This is a genomic window from Enterobacter sp. 186315 (assembly GCF_053290175.1).
The window spans coordinates 148,589-168,684 of the sequence record NZ_JBPTTK010000009.1 but is presented as its reverse complement, the minus strand read 5'-3'; the positions used below and the strand labels follow the sequence as shown (position 1 = coordinate 168,684).

Genomic DNA, 20,096 nt, shown 5'->3' with positions numbered 1-20,096 from the left:
CCGCAACGGAGTTTCAGATACTTAAGTTAACCATAATAAGGAGTTTAGGATGAAAGTCGCAGTCCTCGGCGCTGCTGGTGGTATCGGCCAGGCGCTTGCCCTACTACTAAAAACCCAACTGCCTTCAGGCTCAGAACTCTCCCTGTACGATATTGCTCCGGTAACCCCAGGCGTGGCGGTTGACCTGAGCCACATCCCGACCGCTGTAAAAATCAAAGGCTTCTCCGGTGAAGATGCACGTCCTGCCCTGCAAGGCGCTGACGTTGTGCTGATCTCCGCGGGCGTGGCGCGTAAACCGGGTATGGATCGCTCAGACCTGTTTAACGTCAACGCAGGCATCGTGAAAAACCTGGTTCAACAGATTGCTGAAACCTGCCCGAAAGCGTGCGTGGGTATCATCACTAACCCGGTGAACACCACCGTGGCTATCGCAGCGGAAGTGCTGAAGAAAGCCGGTGTTTATGACAAGAACAAACTGTTCGGCGTGACCACGCTGGATATCATCCGTTCCAACACCTTTGTTGCTGAACTGAAAGGCAAACTGCCAACTGAGATCGAAGTGCCGGTTATCGGCGGCCACTCTGGCGTGACCATCCTGCCGCTGCTGTCTCAGATTGAAGGCGTAAGCTTCTCCGAACAGGAAGTGGCTGACCTGACCAAACGCATCCAGAACGCAGGCACCGAAGTGGTGGAAGCGAAGGCGGGTGGCGGCTCTGCAACCTTGTCTATGGGTCAGGCTGCGGCACGTTTCGGTCTGTCTCTGGTTCGCGCGCTTCAGGGCGAGCAGGGCGTGGTGGAATGCGCCTATGTTGAAGGCGACGGCGAGCACGCGCGCTTCTTCTCTCAGCCGCTGCTGCTGGGCAAAAACGGTATCGAAGAGCGTAAGTCTATCGGCAAACTGAGCGCGTTTGAGCAAAACGCGATGGAAGGCATGCTGGATACGCTGAAGAAAGATATCACGCTGGGCGAAGAGTTCGTTAACAAGTAAAACGTACTTACCCCGGTAAAAAAAAACGGAGCATAGCGCTCCGTTTTTTTATGCCCGTCAGTTTGTCGCCGGGTATTCCTGAATGGTGACCTGAATCGTCAGCTTCTTGTCGTTGCGCATGATTTCCACCGGAATGATAGAGCCCGGACGGATTTCCGCGACCTGATCCATGGTTTCCAGCGCCGACACCGCCGGCGTGCCGTTCACGGAGACAATCACGTCGTTGACCTGAATCCCCGCATTCGCCGCCGGGCCGCCAGGCGACACTTCGTTAACGACAATCCCCTGGATCTGATCGATACCGCCGCCCTGGCTGTGCATCGGCGCAATTTCACGTCCGCCGATACCGATGTAGCCACGGATCACGCGGCCGTCGCGGATCAGCTTGTCCATGATTTTGGTCGCCAGCTGGAACGGGATCGCAAAGCCGATGCCTTCCGGCGTTTCGCCGTCGTTACTTTTGTCGAAGGAGAGGGTGTTGATCCCCATCAGCTCGCCCAGCGAGTTCACCAGCGCACCGCCGGAGTTACCGTGGTTGATGGAGGCATCCGTTTGCAGGAAGTTCTGCCTGCCGGACGGGTTCAGACCGATACGACCCGTGGCGCTGATGATCCCCTGAGTGATGGTTTGCCCGAGGTTATAGGGGTTACCAATCGCCAGAACCACATCGCCGATATGCGGCGTGCGTTTACGGTTAATGGGGATAGTCGGCAGGCCGCCGTTGGCGTTGATCTTCAGTACCGCGAGGTCGGTCAGGCTGTCCGAACCGACCAGCAGCGCCTCAAACACGCGGCCGTCCTGCAATGCGACGATAATCTGGTCGGCATCGTTGATGACGTGTTTGTTGGTAATGATGTAGCCACGGTCGTCCATGATCACGCCGGAACCGAGCGTGCGGATCTCAAGCTGATTATGGGCCGAGCTGTTAAGACCCCGGTTATACACGTTAACCACGGCAGGTGCGGCGCGGCGCACGGCCTGATTGTAGGTGGCTGGCGTTTCATCCGCGCTGTCAAACTGCGGCGCCGACAGCTTGTTGAACTGTCGTAAGGACGGTATCACCGCCAGTAGCAGACCGCCAACGACCAGGCCGATGGCAATGGAACGAAAGAGCTTTGAAAGCATGATGCGCGTGTCGTTATAAAAGGAACGGTTTGCAGCATAGCATGACTTATCCGGACATCACACGCAGCGGTGATGCCCGGAAAGGTATGCTTAGCGTAGTAAAATGTAGATCGTGTCGTTACCGCGAATAATTTGCAGGGCAATGACCGCTGGCTTCGTTTCCAGCACCTTGCGCATTTCCGCGATGGACTGCACGCGGTTGCGGTTCACGCCGATGATCACGTCATCTTCATGTAAACCCGCCTGCGCCGCTGGGCTGCTCTTCTCGACGGTGTCCAGCTTAATGCCTTTGGTCCCGTCCTTAAGCTGCCCGTCACTCAGCGTCGCCCCTTGCAGGGCGGGCGCGATAAGCTCCGCGCTGGCAGACGCGGAGGTGCTCTTATCCAGCGTTACCTCGACATCCATCGGTTTACCGTCGCGGATCAGGCCAAGCTTCACTTTAGCGCCCGGCTCCGTGGTGGCGATACGCGAGCGCAGTTCCGCGAAGCTGCTCAGCGGCTTACCGTTCAGGCTCACGATCACATCCCCGGATTTCACCCCGGCTTTTGCGGATCCGGAGTTCGGCAGCACTTCACTGACAAACGCCCCGCGCTGCACGTTAATGTTGAACGCTTTGGCGATATCCGCGCTCATCTCCATCCCTTTAATACCCAGCAGACCGCGTTTGACCTCGCCAAACTGAATGAGCTGCTGCGCCAGGGTTTGAGCCATATTGCTTGGGATAGCAAAGCCGATCCCGACGCTGCCGCCGCCCGGGGCCAGAATCGCGGTGTTGATGCCGATCAGCTCGCCGTTAAGGTTAAGCAGCGCGCCGCCGGAGTTCCCCCGGTTAATGGAGGCGTCGGTCTGGATAAAGTTTTCCAGCCCTTCCAGATTCAGGCCGCTGCGCCCGAGCGCGGATACAATGCCGGAGGTAGCGGTCTGCCCTAAACCAAACGGGTTGCCCACCGCGACGGCGAAATCACCAACGCGCAGTTTATCTGAATCGGCAATGGCGATTTGGCGCAGGTTACTTGGATTCTGAATCTGGAGCAGCGCGATATCGCTCTGGTCATCGCCGCCAATCAGCTTTGCATCGAACTCGCGTCCATCGTTGAGCTGTACGCTGATTTTATCGGCCTGGCTGATGACGTGATTGTTGGTGAGGATGTAGCCCTTGGCGGCGTCGATAATCACCCCCGAGCCTAACCCTTCAAACGGCTGCGCCTGCCGATCGGGAGAATCATCACCAAAGTATTTTTTCAGTTCTTCAGGTACGCGCTGGCTTTGCAGCGCGGTGCCTTCCACCTTAACGCTGACCACCGCAGGCAGCACTTTTTCCAGCATCGGTGCGAGGCTGGGAATGGCTGGCTGGCCTGGCACCTGCGAGGGCAGGGAGGCGGTGGCAGGGAAGGACGCCGAGAGAGATAACCCGACACTTAACGCTATGGCGCTCAACAGCTGGTTGTTTTTCTTCATCGATGCTGACTCTCGCTACCTGGAATAAAGGAAGAACGGCCCCAAAAACAGAGTGATGTTATTGAATTTTAAACCGCTGAACAATGAGGTGTTTGACTAAATAATAGCTGGGGTGGGAGATAAAGGACGGGCGCATGAGAAGCGCCCGTAAAATTTATTCAGCCTGTGCGATTAATCGCGTTTTGCGCCACCGCGCAGCAGGCCGGACGCGCCGTCGGAATAGTCACGCGGCATCTGCACCGGCGCCTGGTCGTTACCGGCTTCGGAATCAGCCAGACGGTTGCGGAACGGGTTCGCATCGGCACTCAGTTCCGGCAGCAGGCTGCTGGAGCTTTTTGCCATGTGCTGATACAGCTGGCGGTAGTCGGTCGCCATGTTATCCAGCAGCTCGGCGCTACGGGCAAAGTGGCTGACCAGCTCTTCACGATACTCTTCCAGTTCAGCTTTGTTCTTTTCCAGTTCGTACTGTAGTGACTGCTGCTGACGTAATTTGCGATTACCGAAACGCATGGCCACAGCACCGATTACGATGCCAACGACTAAACCAATTAGCGCATATTCCCAGGTCATGAACTTCTCCCGTTGTCTTGTTGTTCCGTAGGGTGTTGGCTCGGCTCCTGCCTGTGCCTGATAATGCCACTATAACCGCTATTTCCGCAGAAGTGGAATCCTGACGTATCATCGCGTAGTGTAGAACGGCCTTTTTTTCATCAGTCGCCCCCGCTGGTGAGTATTAACTGAAGGAATAACAACAATATTATGCAAAGCCTTTCTCCCTCATCGCGTTATCAACAGGCCCTGAAAGAGGGTTCACATCAGCCGGACGACGTACAGCGTGAAGCGGTCAATCGTCTGGAAACGATCTACCAGGAACTGACGTCCAGGCCCGCGGAAACCGAGCAGAGCAGCGGGCTGAAGGCGGCATTCGGTCGCCTGCTCGGCAAGAAAGCGCCGCAGGTCAATACGCCCGTTCGTGGTCTGTATATGTGGGGAGGCGTGGGGCGCGGTAAAACCTGGCTGATGGACATGTTCTACCAGAGCCTGCCCGGCACGCGTAAGCAGCGTCTGCACTTCCACCGCTTTATGCTGCGGGTGCATGAAGAACTGACGGCGCTTCAGGGCGAGAGCGATCCGCTGGAGATTGTGGCCGACCGGTTCAAGGCAGAGACCGACGTGCTCTGCTTCGACGAATTTTTTGTCTCCGATATTACCGACGCCATGCTGCTGGGCGGCCTGATGAAAGCGCTGTTTGCCCGCGGGATCACGCTGGTGGCAACATCGAACATTCCCCCGGATGAGCTGTACCGTAACGGCTTACAGCGCGCGCGTTTCGTGCCCGCCATTGATGCTATCAAGCAGCATTGCGACATCATGAACGTCGACGCGGGAGTCGATTACCGACTGCGCACGCTGACGCAGGCGCACCTGTGGCTTTCGCCGCTGAATGCTGAAACCACCGCTCAGATGGACACGCTGTGGCTGGCGCTGGCGGGAGCTAAACGGGAAAGTGCGCCCGAGCTTGAGATTAACCATCGTCCTTTACCAACGCTTGGTGTGGAAAACCAAACCCTGGCGGTCTCTTTTGCCACGCTTTGCGTTGATGCCCGCAGCCAGCATGACTACATCGCGCTCTCGCGTCTGTTCCATACCGTGATGCTGCTGGATGTGCCGGTGATGACGCCACTGATGGAGAGCGAAGCGCGGCGCTTCATCGCGCTGGTGGATGAATTTTACGAGCGCCACGTGAAGCTGGTGGTGAGCGCCGAAGTACCTTTATATGAAGTGTACCAGGGCGAGCGGCTGAAATTTGAGTTCCAGCGCTGCCTGTCGCGTCTGCAAGAGATGCAAAGCGAAGAGTACCTGAAGCGCCCGCATATGCCATAAATGCTACCCTCTCCCTATGAGAAGGGCTCCTGTAGGCCGGGTAAGGCGCAGCCGCCACCCGGCACGTTGCCTGGCCCTGAAAAACCCGCGTTCAATCACATTTAAGGGTCGATCTTTAACCTCAACTTCTCTATAATCTTGCGACCCCACGTTACGAGAAGGTTTTTTTCCCGAAACTTTCTATGTGTCGGCATTAGCTATTCGAAGGGGTAGGTTTGCCGGACTTTGTCGTGTGAACCTCAACTGATAAACGTTTGGGTGTTCACCAACGTGTAACTTATTTATTTGGGTAAGCTTTTAATGAAAACTTTTACAGCTAAACCAGAAACCGTACAACGCGACTGGTATGTTGTTGACGCGACCGGTAAAACTCTGGGCCGTCTGGCTTCCGAACTGGCTCGTCGCCTGCGCGGTAAGCACAAAGCGGAATACACTCCGCACGTTGATACTGGTGACTACATCATCGTTCTGAACGCAGAAAAAGTTGCTGTAACCGGCAACAAGCGCGAAGACAAAGTGTACTACCATCACACTGGCCACATCGGTGGTATCAAAGAAGCGACCTTTGAAGAGATGATTGCTCGCCGTCCTGAGCGTGTGATTGAAATCGCGGTTAAAGGCATGCTGCCAAAAGGCCCGCTGGGTCGTGCTATGTTCCGTAAACTGAAAGTTTACGCAGGCAACGAGCACAACCACGCGGCACAGCAACCGCAAGTTCTTGACATCTAATCGGGATATAGGCAATGGCTGAAAATCAATACTACGGCACTGGTCGCCGCAAAAGTTCCGCAGCTCGCGTGTTCATCAAACCGGGCAGCGGTAAAATCGTAATCAACCAGCGTTCTCTGGAACAATACTTCGGTCGCGAAACTGCCCGCATGGTAGTTCGCCAGCCGCTGGAACTGGTTGATATGGTAGAAAAACTGGATCTGTACATCACCGTTAAAGGTGGTGGTATCTCCGGTCAGGCAGGTGCGATCCGTCACGGTATCACCCGCGCTCTGATGGAGTACGACGAATCCCTGCGTTCTGAACTGCGTAAAGCTGGCTTCGTTACTCGTGACGCTCGTCAGGTTGAACGTAAGAAAGTGGGTCTGCGTAAAGCACGTCGTCGTCCACAGTTCTCCAAACGTTAATCAATTTCTGCTTTTGCAGAACGATTGGCGAAAAACCCGCTTCGGCGGGTTTTTTTATGGATAATGCTTAGGTTATCCACAAAATCAATGCATATATCTCCTCTTTTTCCGCATTTCCAGAATCCACTCACCACAAAGCCATCAAAATCTGGTAAACTATCATCCAATTTTCTGCCCAAATATCAGTGAATACTCGTTTTTTGCTCGATTCTTGAACAATGCGTTTTCTCTGGGATGGGCGATACAACATCTGGCTGGCCCCTGTTGGGCTGGTAGCAGTAAAAATTCTGAATATACCTGGAGGTTTTCATGGCTGTCGCTGCCAACAAACGTTCGGTAATGACGCTGTTTTCTGGTCCTACTGACATTTATAGCCATCAGGTTCGTATCGTGCTGGCCGAGAAGGGTGTCAGTTTTGAGATCGAGCATGTGGAAAAGGATAACCCGCCTCAGGATCTGATCGATCTCAACCCGAGCCAAAGCGTACCGACGCTGGTGGATCGCGAGCTGACCCTGTGGGAATCCCGTATCATTATGGAATATCTTGACGAGCGTTTCCCGCATCCGCCTTTGATGCCTGTATACCCTGTTGCGCGTGGTGAAAGCCGCCTGTACATGCAGCGTATCGAGAAAGACTGGTACTCGCTGATGAACGTTATCGTTAACGGTACGTCATCTGAAGCTGACGCGGCGCGTAAACAGCTGCGTGAAGAGCTGCTGGCGATTGCGCCAGTGTTTGGTCAAAAACCTTTCTTCCTGAGCGATGAGTTCAGCCTGGTTGACTGCTATCTGGCTCCGCTGCTGTGGCGTCTGCCGACGCTGGGCGTAGAGTTTAGTGGTCCAGGTGCGAAGGAGCTAAAAGGCTACATGACGCGCGTCTTCGAACGCGACTCCTTCCTGGCATCCCTGACTGAACCAGAACGCGAAATGCGTCTTGGTCGAGGCTAATGACTGTGGAAATGTCACAGCTATCCCCACGCCGCCCGTATTTGCTGCGCGCCTTCTATGAATGGCTGCTGGACAACCAGCTCACGCCGCATCTGGTTGTGGATGTCTCGTTGCCGGGTGTACTGGTACCGATGGAATACGCGCGTGACGGACAAATCGTCTTAAATATAGCGCCGCGAGCGGTGGGCAATCTGGAACTGGCTAACGACGAAGTGCGCTTTAATGCGCGTTTCGGCGGCGTGCCGCGCCAGGTTTCTGTGCCGCTGGCCGCCGTGCTGGCTATCTATGCGCGTGAAAACGGTGCAGGGACGATGTTTGAACCTGAAGCGGCTTACGACGAAGATGTCAGCATCCTGAATGACGATGCGGAAAGCGAAACAACGGTAATGTCGGTCATCGACGGCGATAAGCCTGACGATGAAACAGACGGAAGCGACGATCCTGACGATACGCCTCCACCAAGAGGTGGTCGCCCGGCGTTGCGGGTTGTGAAATAACCACGTTTATTTTTTCTGATAAAAAAGCCACCTTTTGAAGGTGGCTTTTTTTTATGTTCACGGGATAAATAGATGACGTTAATTCATTGTAAGAGGTTCGATAAAATTGTATATGGATGATCTGATGATTTACAGCGCTCTATGAATAGTAAGTCTGAATTTACGAAGCAGAATGATAAAATAAAAATACCATACTTAGCGAGCTAAAGAATTAATATTTAATATGCTTAGCTAAATTCACGAATTAATTTAGAAAAATTAACTTCTATGTAAATTGTCAGAATGCAAAAATATTCCCGCAATATTTCTTGCTTGAATGATATCTCATTCATTTATATGTAATGTCTATAAACCATGGCTCTCAAGGAATATATCGAAAGCCTTTCACGAATAAGGGAAAAAATGACTTCTTTTAATAAGAAGCTGTCCGCTCTTGCTGTAGGTGCAGCAGTGTTTGTTTCAGCAAGCGTTCACGCCGCTACGGATACCACTCTGACTGTTGAGGGCAAATTTGTCCCGGCAGCATGTTCTCCAGCTCTGGGTGATAGCGGTAAAGTCGATTTCGGTTCAATGAGCACCGCTATGCTGAACAAGGCTACCGACTCTACTGGTCTGGTTCAGTTAGAAAGAAAAAAAATCAATCTGACAATTACCTGTGATGCAGCGACCTCTGTCGCTATTCTTGCTCAAGACAACCGTACCAGCTCAAAGGTGGCGGTAGGTGCTGATGCCTATATTGAAGACTATGCTGGTTTAGGCGCTAACATGATGACCACCGGCGCTGTTTTTGGTTTGGGCACAACCACCGACGGCAAATCAATCGGTAGCTACACTATTACTGCTATCGCAGCTGAGCTGCTTGTCGATGGTAATCCAGCAGCAATTATCCTTAAAGATCTGGACCAGGGGACTGGAGGCTGGACCTCTACTTCAGGTGGTTTGTTCTATCCTGATCAAACCCGCTACATCAGCGTTGCTGAAAAAGCTACCAAAGTTCCTAAATACTTCACCGAGATGACCGTTCCTCTGTATATTGCGGCAGCAGTACAGACCAAAGATAAACTGGGAGCTGGCACCGAAGTAACCTTAGATGGTAACGCGACGATTAGTCTGGTTTATCTGTAATTTAATCAAAAAATTATAATTCAGACCCAGTGACACTTTTTCGTGTTATTGGGTCTTTAACTTTTTATTTCAATTCTCTGGCATTCGAGATTTTATTATTAACCCTATTATCTAAATGAGTTTATGAAAACAAAATTTCTGTTGCCGTTATTTGTCTTTTCAACGCAATGCTTTGCCAACGGTATGCTGCCTGAAACCTCGGTTTTGTTAGTGGATGGCAAGAAAGGTGAGGCGACAATGAATGTTACCAACACCGATACTTACCCAGCATTGCTCTATACCAAAATTGTAGATTTGCCAGATAGCGACAAATCAGTTCATCTGATTGTTTCCCAGCCTGTAGTAAGGGTGGAAGGCGGTCAGGTTCAGAAAATGCGTTTTATGCTTCAGAGCGATAAACCCTTAAAGCATGAAGAACTTAAACGCGTCACTTTCGAGGGGATCCCCCCGAAAGAGAAAGGCAAAATTGAAGTTAAAGTGACCATTCGGCAGGATATGCCCGTCATTATCCATCCCGCTGCTCTCGCTGAGGATTTATCCCCCTGGAAACATCTCATCTGGCGTAAAAAAGGCAATCTGTTAGAGATCAGTAACCCGAGTAATTATGTTGTACGCATGGCCGCCACATTTACGACTTTGCCTTCTGGCAAAGCGGGAGAATTATCGCAAACCTATATTTTGCCACATAAAAATCTCATGGTGAAACTGCCGACTTCAACGGATACAAAAGTGGAATTTTATCCGGCGAGTCGTTATGGCTACAAAGGGGATCGCTACACCACCACACTGGAATAATGAATTCAGGAATAAACACGGATGTTCAGGAAAACGCTATTAGCTTGTGCAATAAGCATGGGATCCGCGCACGTAGCTGAGGCTGAGGAAATGGAGGCCCCGCCGGTCGAGTTTGATCGTGAAACGCTTCAATCATTGGGTGTTGATCCTGATATCTCTCGCTACTTTGCCCAGAAGGCCAAATTCCTCCCTGGAAAGCAGTCTGTTTCGCTCCGGATAAATGGTCAGAATGCAGGAAGCGTGGTGGCCACGTTTGATAACGATGGGCAGCTGTGTTTCGACCGATCGTTTATGGAGCAGTCAGGCGTTCGTTTGCCGTCTGATTATCAGGACGGTTGCTATGATTATCTCGCCGCTTACCCCGATGCGGTGATAACACTCGCTCCGGTTCAGGAGCGAGTTGAACTCGTCCTGCGACAGGATCAGCTTGTTCAGGAAAGCCTGGCGTTAAACGATTACAGCACCGGTGGGGCTGCCGGGCTTCTTAACTATTCACTGCTTGCGTCACGCAATGAGTTTACCGGAGGCCGCTCAGACTATTCACAGCTGATGCTCAACGGCGGCTTTAATATCAACGACTGGCTTTTTCGCAGCAGCCAGTTAATCAGCCGCAGTGCCGGTAAGCTGAACAGCGAAAACTCGCAAAACTACCTGCAACACACCTTTGTCGACGTAAAAACGACGATGAAAGCGGGTGAGGTTAGCCTCAATAACCGACTGCTTGAAGGCGGTAACATCTACGGTATTGAGCTGCTTTCAGAGAATGCGTTGAGTATGGATACGAATGGCGCGCAGGTTTCAGGGATCGCCAATACCCCTCAGGCGCGTGTCGAGATCCATCAACAAGGCGTTTTAGTCTATTCCACGCTGGTACCGGCTGGTTATTTTACGCTGGCGGATATCCCGTTACGTAATATGACCAGCGATCTCAACGTTACCGTTGTGGAAACTGATGGCAGCCAGTACAGCTATAGCGTTCCCTCATCCCTGTACAACAGAAACCCGGGCTCACCCGCCGGGTTTACGTTTTCGCTAGGGCGCGTCAGCGATAGCTACAGTGAAAAGCCCTGGGTCGCAAGTCTGTCGGGAGGAAAGCGGCTTGGTCTTTCGCATAACCTCAATGCAGGCATTATTGCCGCTCAAGATTATCAGGCCGCAGCCGTGGGGGTTGATTCCGCACTGTTACCGCAAACCAGCCTTTCACTGATGGCGAATCAATCCTTTGATCGCCGTAATTCGCTTCAGGGACAAAAATATCAGCTGAACCTGAATACCGCCGCGCCGCTGAATATTGGCGTAAGCGCATCCGTAACCCAAAAATCTGTTAATTATCGTGACTTCACGCAGGTGATTTCATCGAATGATGCTGGCCATAACAAATACGAATATTCCATGGGGATTAGCTGGGGGAGTCCACTGCTGGGTTCTTTCAGCTCCAGTTTTTATGAAACCCAGCCGTTTAACGACGGTGAGCGTTCGCGTTTCGCAATGCTGGGCTGGGGAAAAACCTTCGAATCATTTTCTGTTTCTACCAGTTGGCAGCGTCAGCTTAGCGGTGGCGGCGATCGATCAACTAATCAGGATTTGTTTAATATCACCCTGTCTGTGCCTTTTGGTGAGCGCTCCGTCAACCTCTATGCTCGCCAGAATAAAGGTGACAACCGCTATGGTGCGAGTACAACAGGCCGGGCTACGGAGAATACTTTCTACACGCTCAGTACCGAACGAAATGAGCAGCAAAAAGAGAATAATTTCTCCGGGGGGATTTTCAGCAATCTGCATTATAGCCAACTGAGTCTTAACGCCACTACCAACGGCCAGAACAGCAGAAGTTATTCCGGCACCTTGCAGGGTGGAATCACCGCCCATCGCGACGGCGTGACCTTCTCGCCTTTATCTGTCAAAGAAACGTTCGCTATCGCTCAGCTGGATAAACCGGTGTCAGGCGTTCGTCTGGACACGCCGCAAGGCCCTGTCTGGACCGATTTCCGCGGACAGGCCGTGATCCCATCGGTTACCGCGTGGAAAACGTCGCGTATTGAGGTGAGAACCGATTCGTTGCCAAAAAACATGGATGTCGGTAACGGGATACGACAGCTCAGACAGTCAAAAGGTGCGGTGGGCAAAGTCCAGTTCGATATCCTGACGCAACGACGCGTCCTGCTGGCTGTCACGATGGGTAACGGAAAACCGCTGCCAAAGGGGGCACCCATCACCGATAGCGAGGGGAACTACCTCACCACCTCCGTAGATGATGGCGTCGTCTTTTTAAACGATATCCCGGAAGCGCAGCCGCTGATTGCTCAGCTCGAAGAGGGCAACTGCAAGCTGAAATTTACCTTATCAGAGGAAGCGTCCACTGATAGTTTTTATGAGAATGCCAGTGGTATATGTCAATGAAACACACTCTCTCCCTGATTCTGCTGCTGGCCTTCTCCTGCGGCGTGAAGGCGCAATGCCAGCTTATTACCAGCCAGCAGACGATCTCCTATGGCTCTCTTAGCGCGATGGAAAGGCAGAGCGCGGGTGGCAACCCAATTACTCTTCCGGAAAAACAGCTGACGCTCAACGTCATGTGCGACAAACCACAGCGGATCAGGCTTTTTTTTGGATCGTCACTGCCGCAGGGCGGTAACTTTGCCTTAGGTGAAAAGGGCGAAATGAAATTCACCGCCATGAAGGCGCGCGTGGATGACAGGGATGTCTTGCTGGCCCCGGTAACCAGCGCGCACGGCGAGCTGACGGCGGCAGAGGCTTCGCAGGTCGATATCAATCTTAATGACGGTATCGCGTTTGTAAGCGGTGACGAGCTGACCGGGAAAACCATGTCTGTGACGCTTGCGGTCAATGCGAATATCAAAAGCGCGCCGATCACCGACAGGGTGAAATATCGGGGCAATCTTCAGGTGAGGGTGGAGGCGCAATGAAACCACGTTTATTTGGCCTTGCCGTAATGCTGCTCAGTCTTCCTGCGCTGGCGAACGATACGGCCAGCATCGACTTCGATCTTACGGCTGACGCAGCTTCCTGTATTCCTACGCTGAGCAACAACGGATTGGTGGACTACGGCACACGCCATGCGGCGAACTTATCCGTGGAGACATTCACTCAGCTTGGCACGCGCGATATCACTCTGACTATTCAGTGTGAATCCTCAACCGGCATTGCCATTACGGCGCGAGATACCCGTGCAGATTCGGTCATCGTCGGAAAAGACGATCGCGGCGAAACGGGCGCGCGTTTCCAGATCAACGGCGGTGGTTATGTCAGCGATCTCACGCGTCTTTTTGGCCTGGGCCTGACGAGCGAAGGTAAACCGATTGGCAGCTATGCCGTGCAGATTAACGCGGCGGGAATAAGCGCCGTTGATGCCGGCACGCCAGTAAACGTGGAAATGGCGGGTGCGGCCAGTAAAAATGGGCCGTGGGTGAAGTCGATGCTGCTGCCGCTTCCGACGAATCAGGATTATTACTACACCTTCGTGCAAAAGGGCACGACCACGCCGCAGGCGGTGATGAGCGCAAATATCCCCTTGCAGATCAGTACATCCGTGGCGAATAAGCTGGGGAGTCGTCAGGAGATAAAGCTGGATGGTAGCGCGGTGATCAGCATCGTGTATCTGTGATAGCGCAAACGCAACGGGCCAGAGGCTGACCCGTTGCGGGGGTTACACTTCCAGGTAGTTCATGATCCCGTCAGCCGCTTTACGACCTTCGGCAATCGCCGTGACCACCAGGTCAGAGCCGCGAACGATATCGCCACCGGCGAAGATTTTCGGGTTGCTGGTCTGGAACGCGTTATCGCTGCCTTCAGGCGCAATAATACGACCCTGTGAATCCAGCTCGACGCTATGCTTTGCCAGCCACTCCATGCTGTGAGGGCGGAAACCGAACGCCATCACCACGGCGTCTGCCGGGATCACGTGTTCAGAGCCTGCCACGATCTCCGCACGACGACGGCCTTTCGCATCCGGCGCACCCATCTCAGTACGCGCCATCTTCACGCCGCTGACCTTGCCGTTGGCATTCACTTCAATACCCAGAGGCTGGATGTTGAACTGGAACTCCACGCCCTCTTCACGCGCATTTTTCACTTCGCGCTTAGAACCCGGCATGTTCTCTTCATCGCGTCGATAGGCACAGATTACGTGCGCCGCATTCTGACGAATTGAGGTACGCACGCAGTCCATCGCGGTATCACCGCCGCCCAGCACCACCACGCGTTTGCCTTCCATGCTGACGAAAGGCTCTTCGGTGGTTTCACCGTAGCCCATGATCTGTTTGGTGTTGGCAATCAGGAACGGCAGCGCGTCAAACACGCCTGAGGCGTCTTCGTTCTCCAGACCCCCGCGCATGGACTGATAGGTGCCCACGCCCAGGAACACGGCGTCGTAATCCTTCAGCAGATCGTCGAGCTGCACGTCGCGGCCCACTTCTACGTTCAGTTTGAACTCAATGCCCATGCCGGTGAAGATTTCACGGCGGCGGGTCATGACCTCTTTTTCCAGCTTGAAGGCCGGGATACCGAAGGTCAGCAGACCGCCGATCTCCGGATGACGGTCAAAGACCACCGCCTTCACGCCGTTACGGGTCAGCACGTCCGCACAGGCCAGGCCCGCCGGGCCCGCACCAATAATCGCCACGCGCTTGTCGGTCTGACGCACGCCGGTCATATCCGGACGCCAGCCCATCTCAAACGCTTTATCGTTGATATAGCGTTCGATATTACCGATGGTCACCGCGCCAAACTCGTCGTTCAGCGTACAGGAGCCTTCGCACAGGCGGTCCTGAGGACACACGCGGCCGCACACTTCCGGCAGGGTATTGGTCTGGTGAGACAGCTCGGCGGCTTCAAAAATACGCCCTTCGTTAGCCAGCTTCAGCCAGTTCGGGATGTAGTTATGCACCGGGCATTTCCATTCGCAGTAAGGGTTACCGCAGGACAGGCAGCGGTCTGCCTGCGCTTTGGCCTGGCCTTCTGAAAACGGCTCGTAAATTTCAACAAATTCAATTTTACGGATCTTCAGCGGTTTCTTTGGCGGATCAACGCGCTGCAAGTCGATAAACTGGTATACGTTCTGGCTCATCTGAATTCCTTACTGCGCCTGCACACGCAGCTCTGCTGCGCTACGACTACGGTGACCCAACAGTGCTTTAACATCGCTGGACTTCGGTTTAACCAGCGCGAATTTCGCCGAGAACGCCGGCCAGTTGGCCAGGATCTCCTCGCCGCGCGAAGAACCGGTGTGCTGCACGTGTTCGGTAATCAAACCGCGCAGGTGTTCTTCGTGGATAGCCAGCGTTTCAACGTCCAGCACTTCCACCAGTTCCGGGTTCACGCGTTTGCGGAACTCGCCGTCTTCATCCAGGACGTATGCAAAACCGCCCGTCATGCCTGCGCCAAAGTTCACGCCGGTTTTACCCATGACGCACACAATCCCGCCCGTCATGTATTCACAGCCGTTATCGCCAATGCCTTCAACGACGGTGATGGCACCGGAGTTACGCACCGCAAAACGTTCACCCGCACGGCCCGCTGCAAACAGACGACCGCCGGTCGCGCCGTACAGACAGGTGTTACCGATAATGCTCGCTTCGTGGCTGCGGAAGGCCGAACCGACCGGAGGACGCACCGCCAGCAGACCGCCCGCCATGCCTTTACCCACGTAGTCGTTGGCATCGCCGGTCAGGTACAGCTCAACGCCGCCCGCGTTCCACACGCCGAAGCTCTGGCCTGCGGTACCGCTAAAGTGCGCGGTAATCGGGTCGGCTGCCAGCCCCTGGTCACCGTGCATCTGCGCGATGTAGCCGGAGAGGGACGCCCCCACGGAACGGTCGGTGTTGCGAATATCAAACCAGAACGTCTTGCTCTGCTTCTCGTCAACATACGGTTTCGCCTGCTGCAACAGCTGCGCGTTCAGCACGCCGTTGTCGAACGGCGGGTTAGTCTCGGTGCAGTAAACCGCTTTGCCAGGATGCGGCTGCGCGGTTTCCAGCAGCTTGCCGAGCGCCAGCTTCTGCTGCTTGGCAGTGAAACCGTCCAGCTCTTTCAGCAGGTCGGTACGGCCAATCAGATCGACCAGACGCTTCACGCCCAGCTGCGCCATCAGCTCGCGGGTTTCGCGAGCGATGAAGTCAAAGTAGTTGGTCACTTTGAACGGCAGGCCGTGGTAGTGGTTCTTACGCAGCTTCTCGTCCTGAGTCGCAACGCCGGTTGCGCAGTTGTTCAGGTGACAAATTCGCAGGTATTTACAGCCGAGCGCGACCATCGGGCCCGTGCCGAAGCCGAAGCTTTCCGCACCCAGGATCGCCGCTTTGATGATGTCGAGACCGGTTTTCAGACCGCCATCCACCTGCAAACGGATCTTATGACGCAGACCGTTCGCCACCAGCGCCTGCTGGGTTTCCACCAGACCCAGCTCCCACGGACAGCCCGCGTATTTCACGGAGGAGAGCGGGCTTGCGCCGGTACCGCCGTCGTAACCGGCGATGGTGATGAGATCCGCATAGGCTTTTGCCACACCGGTGGCGATAGTGCCCACGCCCGGTTCTGAAACCAGCTTCACGGAGATCATCGCTTTCGGGTTGACCTGTTTCAGGTCGAAAATCAGCTGCGCTAAATCCTCGATAGAGTAGATATCGTGGTGCGGTGGCGGGGAGATCAGCGTCACGCCCGGCACCGAGTAGCGCAGTTTGGCGATGTACGGCGTAACTTTATCACCCGGCAGCTGACCGCCTTCGCCCGGTTTTGCACCCTGAGCGACTTTAATCTGAATCACGTCGGCGTTGACCAGGTACGCTGGCGTAACGCCAAAGCGTCCGGAGGCCACCTGCTTGATACGGGACACTTTGTTGGTGCCGTAACGCGCTGGATCTTCACCGCCTTCGCCGGAGTTTGAATTACCGCCGATGCTGTTCATCGCTTCCGCCAGCGCCTCGTGGGCTTCCGGGCTGAGCGCGCCGATAGACATCGCGGCGGTGTCGAAGCGTTTGAACAGTTCAGATGCCGGTTCAACGTCGTCGATGCTGACCGCGTCATCACCCGGGTTCAGGGCGATAAGGTCGCGCAGCGTCGCCGCCGGACGGTTGTTCACCAGCTCGGCATACTGCTGATAGTCGCTGTATTCGCCGCTCTGGACCGCCTGTTGCAGGGTGCGCACCACGTCCGGGTTATAGGCGTGGTATTCGCCGCCGTGGACATACTTCAGCAGACCGCCCTGATCCAGCGGCTTACGTGCCAGCCAGGCGCGCTTCGACAGGTTCATCAGATCCTGCTGGAAGTCAGCAAAACCGGCGCCGCCGATACGGCTGATCACGCCCTGGAAGCAGAGTTCTGCCACCTCGTCGTGCAGGCCGACCGCTTCAAACAGCTTCGAGCAGCGGTAAGAGGCGATGGTCGAGATGCCCATTTTGGACATGATCTTGTACAGGCCTTTGTTGATGCCGTTACGGTAGTTCAGCATCACGGTCCGGTACGCTTTTTCGATCGCGCGGGTATCAACCAGACGGGCCAGCGTTTCGTAGGCCAGGTACGGGTAGATCGCCGTCGCGCCAAAGCCTAACAGCACGGCAAAGTGGTGCGGATCGCGGGCGCTGGCGGTTTCAACAATGATGTTGGCGTCGCAGCGCAGGCTCTTATCGACCAGACGCGTCTGGATCGCACCTACCGCCATCGGCGCAGGCACCGGCAGACGGTTTTTCGCGATATTACGGTCGGACAGCACCAGCAGCACGGTGCCGTTACGCACCATCTGCTCGGCTTTGTCACACAGCGCGTTCACCGTTTCTTCGAGGGTCGCTTCGGTCGCGTCGAACGTAATGTCGAGCGTGTCGGCGCGGTAGTGCTCCTCTTGCAGGGTGGTGAGCTGCTTGAAATCAGAATACAGCAGGATCGGCGATTTAAAGGTCAGACGGTGCGCCTGGCCTTCGGCTTCGCAGAAGACGTTCATCTCGCGGCCGATGCTGGTCGCCAGCGACATGACGTGCGCTTCACGCAGCGGATCGATTGGCGGGTTGGTCACCTGCGCAAACTGCTGGCGGAAGTAGTCGTAAATGATGCGCGGCTGGCTGGAGAGCACGGCAAACGGGGTATCGTCACCCATTGAGCCGACCGCTTCCTGGCCGTTTTCGCCCAGTACGCGGATCACCGAATCCAGCTCTTCAGCGCTGTAGTTAAACTGCTTCTGGAAACTGGCGAGCGTGTCGTCGTCCATTTCGCGGCTGCCCACTTCTTCATCCGGCAGATCTTCGAACGGCACGAGGCGACGCACGTTTTTCTCCATCCACTCTTTATACGGGTGGCGGATTTTGAGGTCGTAGTCGGTCTCTGCGGAGTGCAGGATGCGGCCTACGCGGGTGTCGATAACCATCAGCTCACCCGGGCCTACGCGGCCTTTTTCGACCACTTCATCAGGCTGGTAATCCCAGATCCCGACTTCGGAAGCGCAGGTAATGAGCTTGTCTTTGGTAATGACGTAGCGCGCCGGACGCAGGCCGTTACGGTCCAGGTTACAGGCCGCGAATCGGCCGTCGGACATGACGATGCCCGCCGGGCCGTCCCACGGCTCCATGTGCATAGAGTTGAAGTCGAAGAAGGCGCGCAGATCCGGATCCATATCCGGGTTGTTCTGCCAGGCTGGCGGAACAAGCAGACGCATGGCACGCACGATATCCATACCACCGGCCAGCAGCAGCTCAAGCATGTTATCCATTGAGCTTGAGTCAGAGCCGGTTTCGTTAACGAACGGCGCGGCATCGTGCAGGTCAGGGATCAGCGGCGTCTGGAACTTATAGGTACGCGCACGCGCCCACTGGCGGTTACCGGTAATGGTGTTGATCTCGCCGTTGTGCGCCAGATAGCGGAACGGCTGAGCCAGCGGCCAGCGTGGAACGGTGTTAGTGGAGAAGCGCTGGTGGAACAGGCAAATAGCCGATTCCAGACGCAGGTCCGCCAGGTCCAGGTAAAAGCGCGGCAGATCTGCCGGCATACACAGACCTTTATAGATGTTGACCAGGTTCGAGAGGCTACAAACGTAGAACTCTTTATCGTCCTGAAGGCGTTTTTCAATGCGGCGGCGGGCAATGAACAGGCGGCGTTCCATATCACGTGGACGCCAGCCCGCAGGCGCGTTAACAAAGATTTGTTCGATGCGAGGCAGCGAGGAGAGGGCGATTTCACCGAGCACCCCTTCGTTGGTTGGCACATCGCGCCAGCCGACAATCGACAGGGTTTCACGTTGAAGTTCTTCTTCAACGATGCGGCGTGCGGCGGCGGCTTTTTCAGGATCCTGATTCAGGAACAGCATGCCTACAGCGTAGTTTTTAGCTAAACGCCAGCCGCGCTCTTCCGCCACGATGCGGAAGAAACGATCCGGTTTTTGCAGCAGCAGGCCACAACCGTCGCCGGTTTTACCATCGGCAAGGATGGCGCCACGGTGCTGCATTCGGGCCAGTGCGTGAATAGCAGTACGCACTACCTTGTGGCTAGGTTCGCCTTCTATGTGGGCGATCAGGCCGAAACCACAGTTATCCTTCTCAAGGGATTTATCGTACAACATATCAGTGAACCTCCCCAGGCTCGTCGGGCTTCTCTCTGAACGTAACCGTGGCGCACAGGCGCAGAAAGAGCATGGCGACGGGGTTTGCGTATCATACGCGGACCTCGCATTCGCCCTCTTTTTCATCCTTTCGCGCAGGTAAACAAGTTTGAGGACTTGCTTCAGAGGGAATCTCAATTACTGCATAAATATGATGGGCAGGCCGCCCATCCAGAAAGCTTCCAGCGGATTTCCAACTTATCGGGAATTGGTTTACAGGTCAAATGGCAATCTTATTTATACAAAAATGTGCTAAAGAGCTGTTATGCATTTGTTTTTATTGAGCATTTAACTATTTTGACAATCACTAAACCTGCCGGAGAAGCAATATGGAGTGTGATCTGACTCACTATATGAAAGCGGTATTATCAATGTAGCGTGCTGAATAGCGGTTTTTAAGCAGAATAATTATCTGGCATGCTCATCAAACCCGCATAAAGTCACTGTTTTTCAGTGATGACGCTACAAATGAAAAAAACCATCAGAACATAAGGAAAAGTAATTACGGCTGGCATGAATGAAATTGCAGTAATCTTGAGTAGTTA

At 54.3% G+C, this 20,096-nt stretch carries 17 protein-coding genes; 12 read left to right on the top strand and 5 right to left on the bottom strand.

The window, feature by feature from the left end; translation table 11 throughout:
• Positions 1-49: 49 nt before the first annotated feature.
• Complete coding sequence (gene mdh, locus ACSVHP_RS12945; RefSeq protein ID WP_234673360.1) at positions 50-988, top strand: malate dehydrogenase; 939 nt, start codon at positions 50-52, stop codon at positions 986-988.
• A 57-nt stretch (positions 989-1,045) separates the two neighbouring features.
• Here mdh and degS read toward each other — a convergent pair whose 3' ends face one another.
• From degS to zapG, 3 genes are all read right to left on the bottom strand, one after another.
• A complete protein-coding gene (degS, locus tag ACSVHP_RS12940) occupies positions 1,046-2,113 on the bottom strand; it encodes an outer membrane-stress sensor serine endopeptidase DegS (protein WP_447552116.1) in 1,068 nt (355 codons plus the stop codon).
• Between the two features lie 90 nt (positions 2,114-2,203).
• Positions 2,204-3,571 (bottom strand): serine endoprotease DegQ, encoded by a 1,368-nt coding sequence (gene degQ / locus ACSVHP_RS12935; RefSeq protein WP_447552115.1) that lies wholly within the window; start codon positions 3,569-3,571, stop codon positions 2,204-2,206.
• A 171-nt stretch (positions 3,572-3,742) separates the two neighbouring features.
• Positions 3,743-4,141: a Z-ring associated protein ZapG gene (zapG, locus tag ACSVHP_RS12930; protein ID WP_234673356.1), complete on the bottom strand. Its 399-nt coding sequence runs from the start codon at positions 4,139-4,141 to the stop codon at positions 3,743-3,745.
• 189 nt (positions 4,142-4,330) lie between these two features.
• Here zapG and zapE point away from each other — a divergent pair, with 189 nt between their 5' ends.
• From zapE to ACSVHP_RS12880, 10 genes are all read left to right on the top strand, one after another.
• Positions 4,331-5,455: a cell division protein ZapE gene (gene zapE / locus ACSVHP_RS12925; RefSeq protein ID WP_234673354.1), complete on the top strand. Its 1,125-nt coding sequence runs from the start codon at positions 4,331-4,333 to the stop codon at positions 5,453-5,455.
• A gap of 300 nt (positions 5,456-5,755) precedes the next feature.
• Entirely contained in the window at positions 5,756-6,184 is a 429-nt protein-coding gene (gene rplM / locus ACSVHP_RS12920) for a 50S ribosomal protein L13 (RefSeq protein ID WP_182062705.1), read from the top strand.
• 14 nt (positions 6,185-6,198) lie between these two features.
• Positions 6,199-6,591, top strand: coding sequence for a 30S ribosomal protein S9 (gene rpsI / locus ACSVHP_RS12915; RefSeq protein ID WP_003860436.1), 393 nt, complete (start codon positions 6,199-6,201; stop codon positions 6,589-6,591).
• A 309-nt stretch (positions 6,592-6,900) separates the two neighbouring features.
• A complete protein-coding gene (gene sspA / locus ACSVHP_RS12910; RefSeq protein ID WP_234673352.1) occupies positions 6,901-7,539 on the top strand; it encodes a stringent starvation protein SspA in 639 nt (212 codons plus the stop codon).
• Between the two features lie 5 nt (positions 7,540-7,544).
• On the top strand, positions 7,545-8,036 hold the full coding sequence (sspB, locus tag ACSVHP_RS12905) for a ClpXP protease specificity-enhancing factor (protein ID WP_417316348.1): 492 nt from the start codon (positions 7,545-7,547) through the stop codon (positions 8,034-8,036).
• A 354-nt stretch (positions 8,037-8,390) separates the two neighbouring features.
• A complete protein-coding gene (locus ACSVHP_RS12900; RefSeq protein WP_447552114.1) occupies positions 8,391-9,161 on the top strand; it encodes a DUF1120 domain-containing protein in 771 nt (256 codons plus the stop codon).
• A gap of 123 nt (positions 9,162-9,284) precedes the next feature.
• On the top strand, positions 9,285-9,956 hold the full coding sequence (locus ACSVHP_RS12895; protein ID WP_447552113.1) for a fimbria/pilus chaperone family protein: 672 nt from the start codon (positions 9,285-9,287) through the stop codon (positions 9,954-9,956).
• 21 nt (positions 9,957-9,977) lie between these two features.
• Positions 9,978-12,356 (top strand): fimbrial biogenesis usher protein, encoded by a 2,379-nt coding sequence (locus tag ACSVHP_RS12890; RefSeq protein ID WP_447552112.1) that lies wholly within the window; start codon positions 9,978-9,980, stop codon positions 12,354-12,356.
• Entirely contained in the window at positions 12,353-12,883 is a 531-nt protein-coding gene (locus tag ACSVHP_RS12885) for a hypothetical protein (protein WP_447552111.1), read from the top strand. The genes ACSVHP_RS12890 and ACSVHP_RS12885 overlap by 4 nt, the downstream gene beginning before the upstream one ends.
• The gene (locus tag ACSVHP_RS12880; protein ID WP_447552110.1) at positions 12,880-13,581 is read left to right on the top strand and encodes a DUF1120 domain-containing protein; all 702 of its coding nucleotides are present in this window, start codon (positions 12,880-12,882) and stop codon (positions 13,579-13,581) included. The genes ACSVHP_RS12885 and ACSVHP_RS12880 overlap by 4 nt, the downstream gene beginning before the upstream one ends.
• Positions 13,582-13,623: 42 nt before the next feature.
• Here the strand turns inward: ACSVHP_RS12880 and gltD are convergent, their stop codons facing one another.
• Together gltD and gltB are read right to left on the bottom strand one after the other, a co-directional pair.
• A complete protein-coding gene (gene gltD, locus ACSVHP_RS12875; RefSeq protein WP_417316216.1) occupies positions 13,624-15,042 on the bottom strand; it encodes a glutamate synthase subunit GltD in 1,419 nt (472 codons plus the stop codon).
• A gap of 9 nt (positions 15,043-15,051) precedes the next feature.
• A complete protein-coding gene (gene gltB, locus ACSVHP_RS12870; RefSeq protein ID WP_447552109.1) occupies positions 15,052-19,512 on the bottom strand; it encodes a glutamate synthase large subunit in 4,461 nt (1,486 codons plus the stop codon).
• 84 nt (positions 19,513-19,596) lie between these two features.
• Here gltB and ACSVHP_RS12865 point away from each other — a divergent pair, with 84 nt between their 5' ends.
• Complete coding sequence (locus ACSVHP_RS12865) at positions 19,597-19,896, top strand: hypothetical protein (RefSeq protein ID WP_447552108.1); 300 nt, start codon at positions 19,597-19,599, stop codon at positions 19,894-19,896.
• The last annotated feature ends 200 nt before the right edge of the window (positions 19,897-20,096 follow it).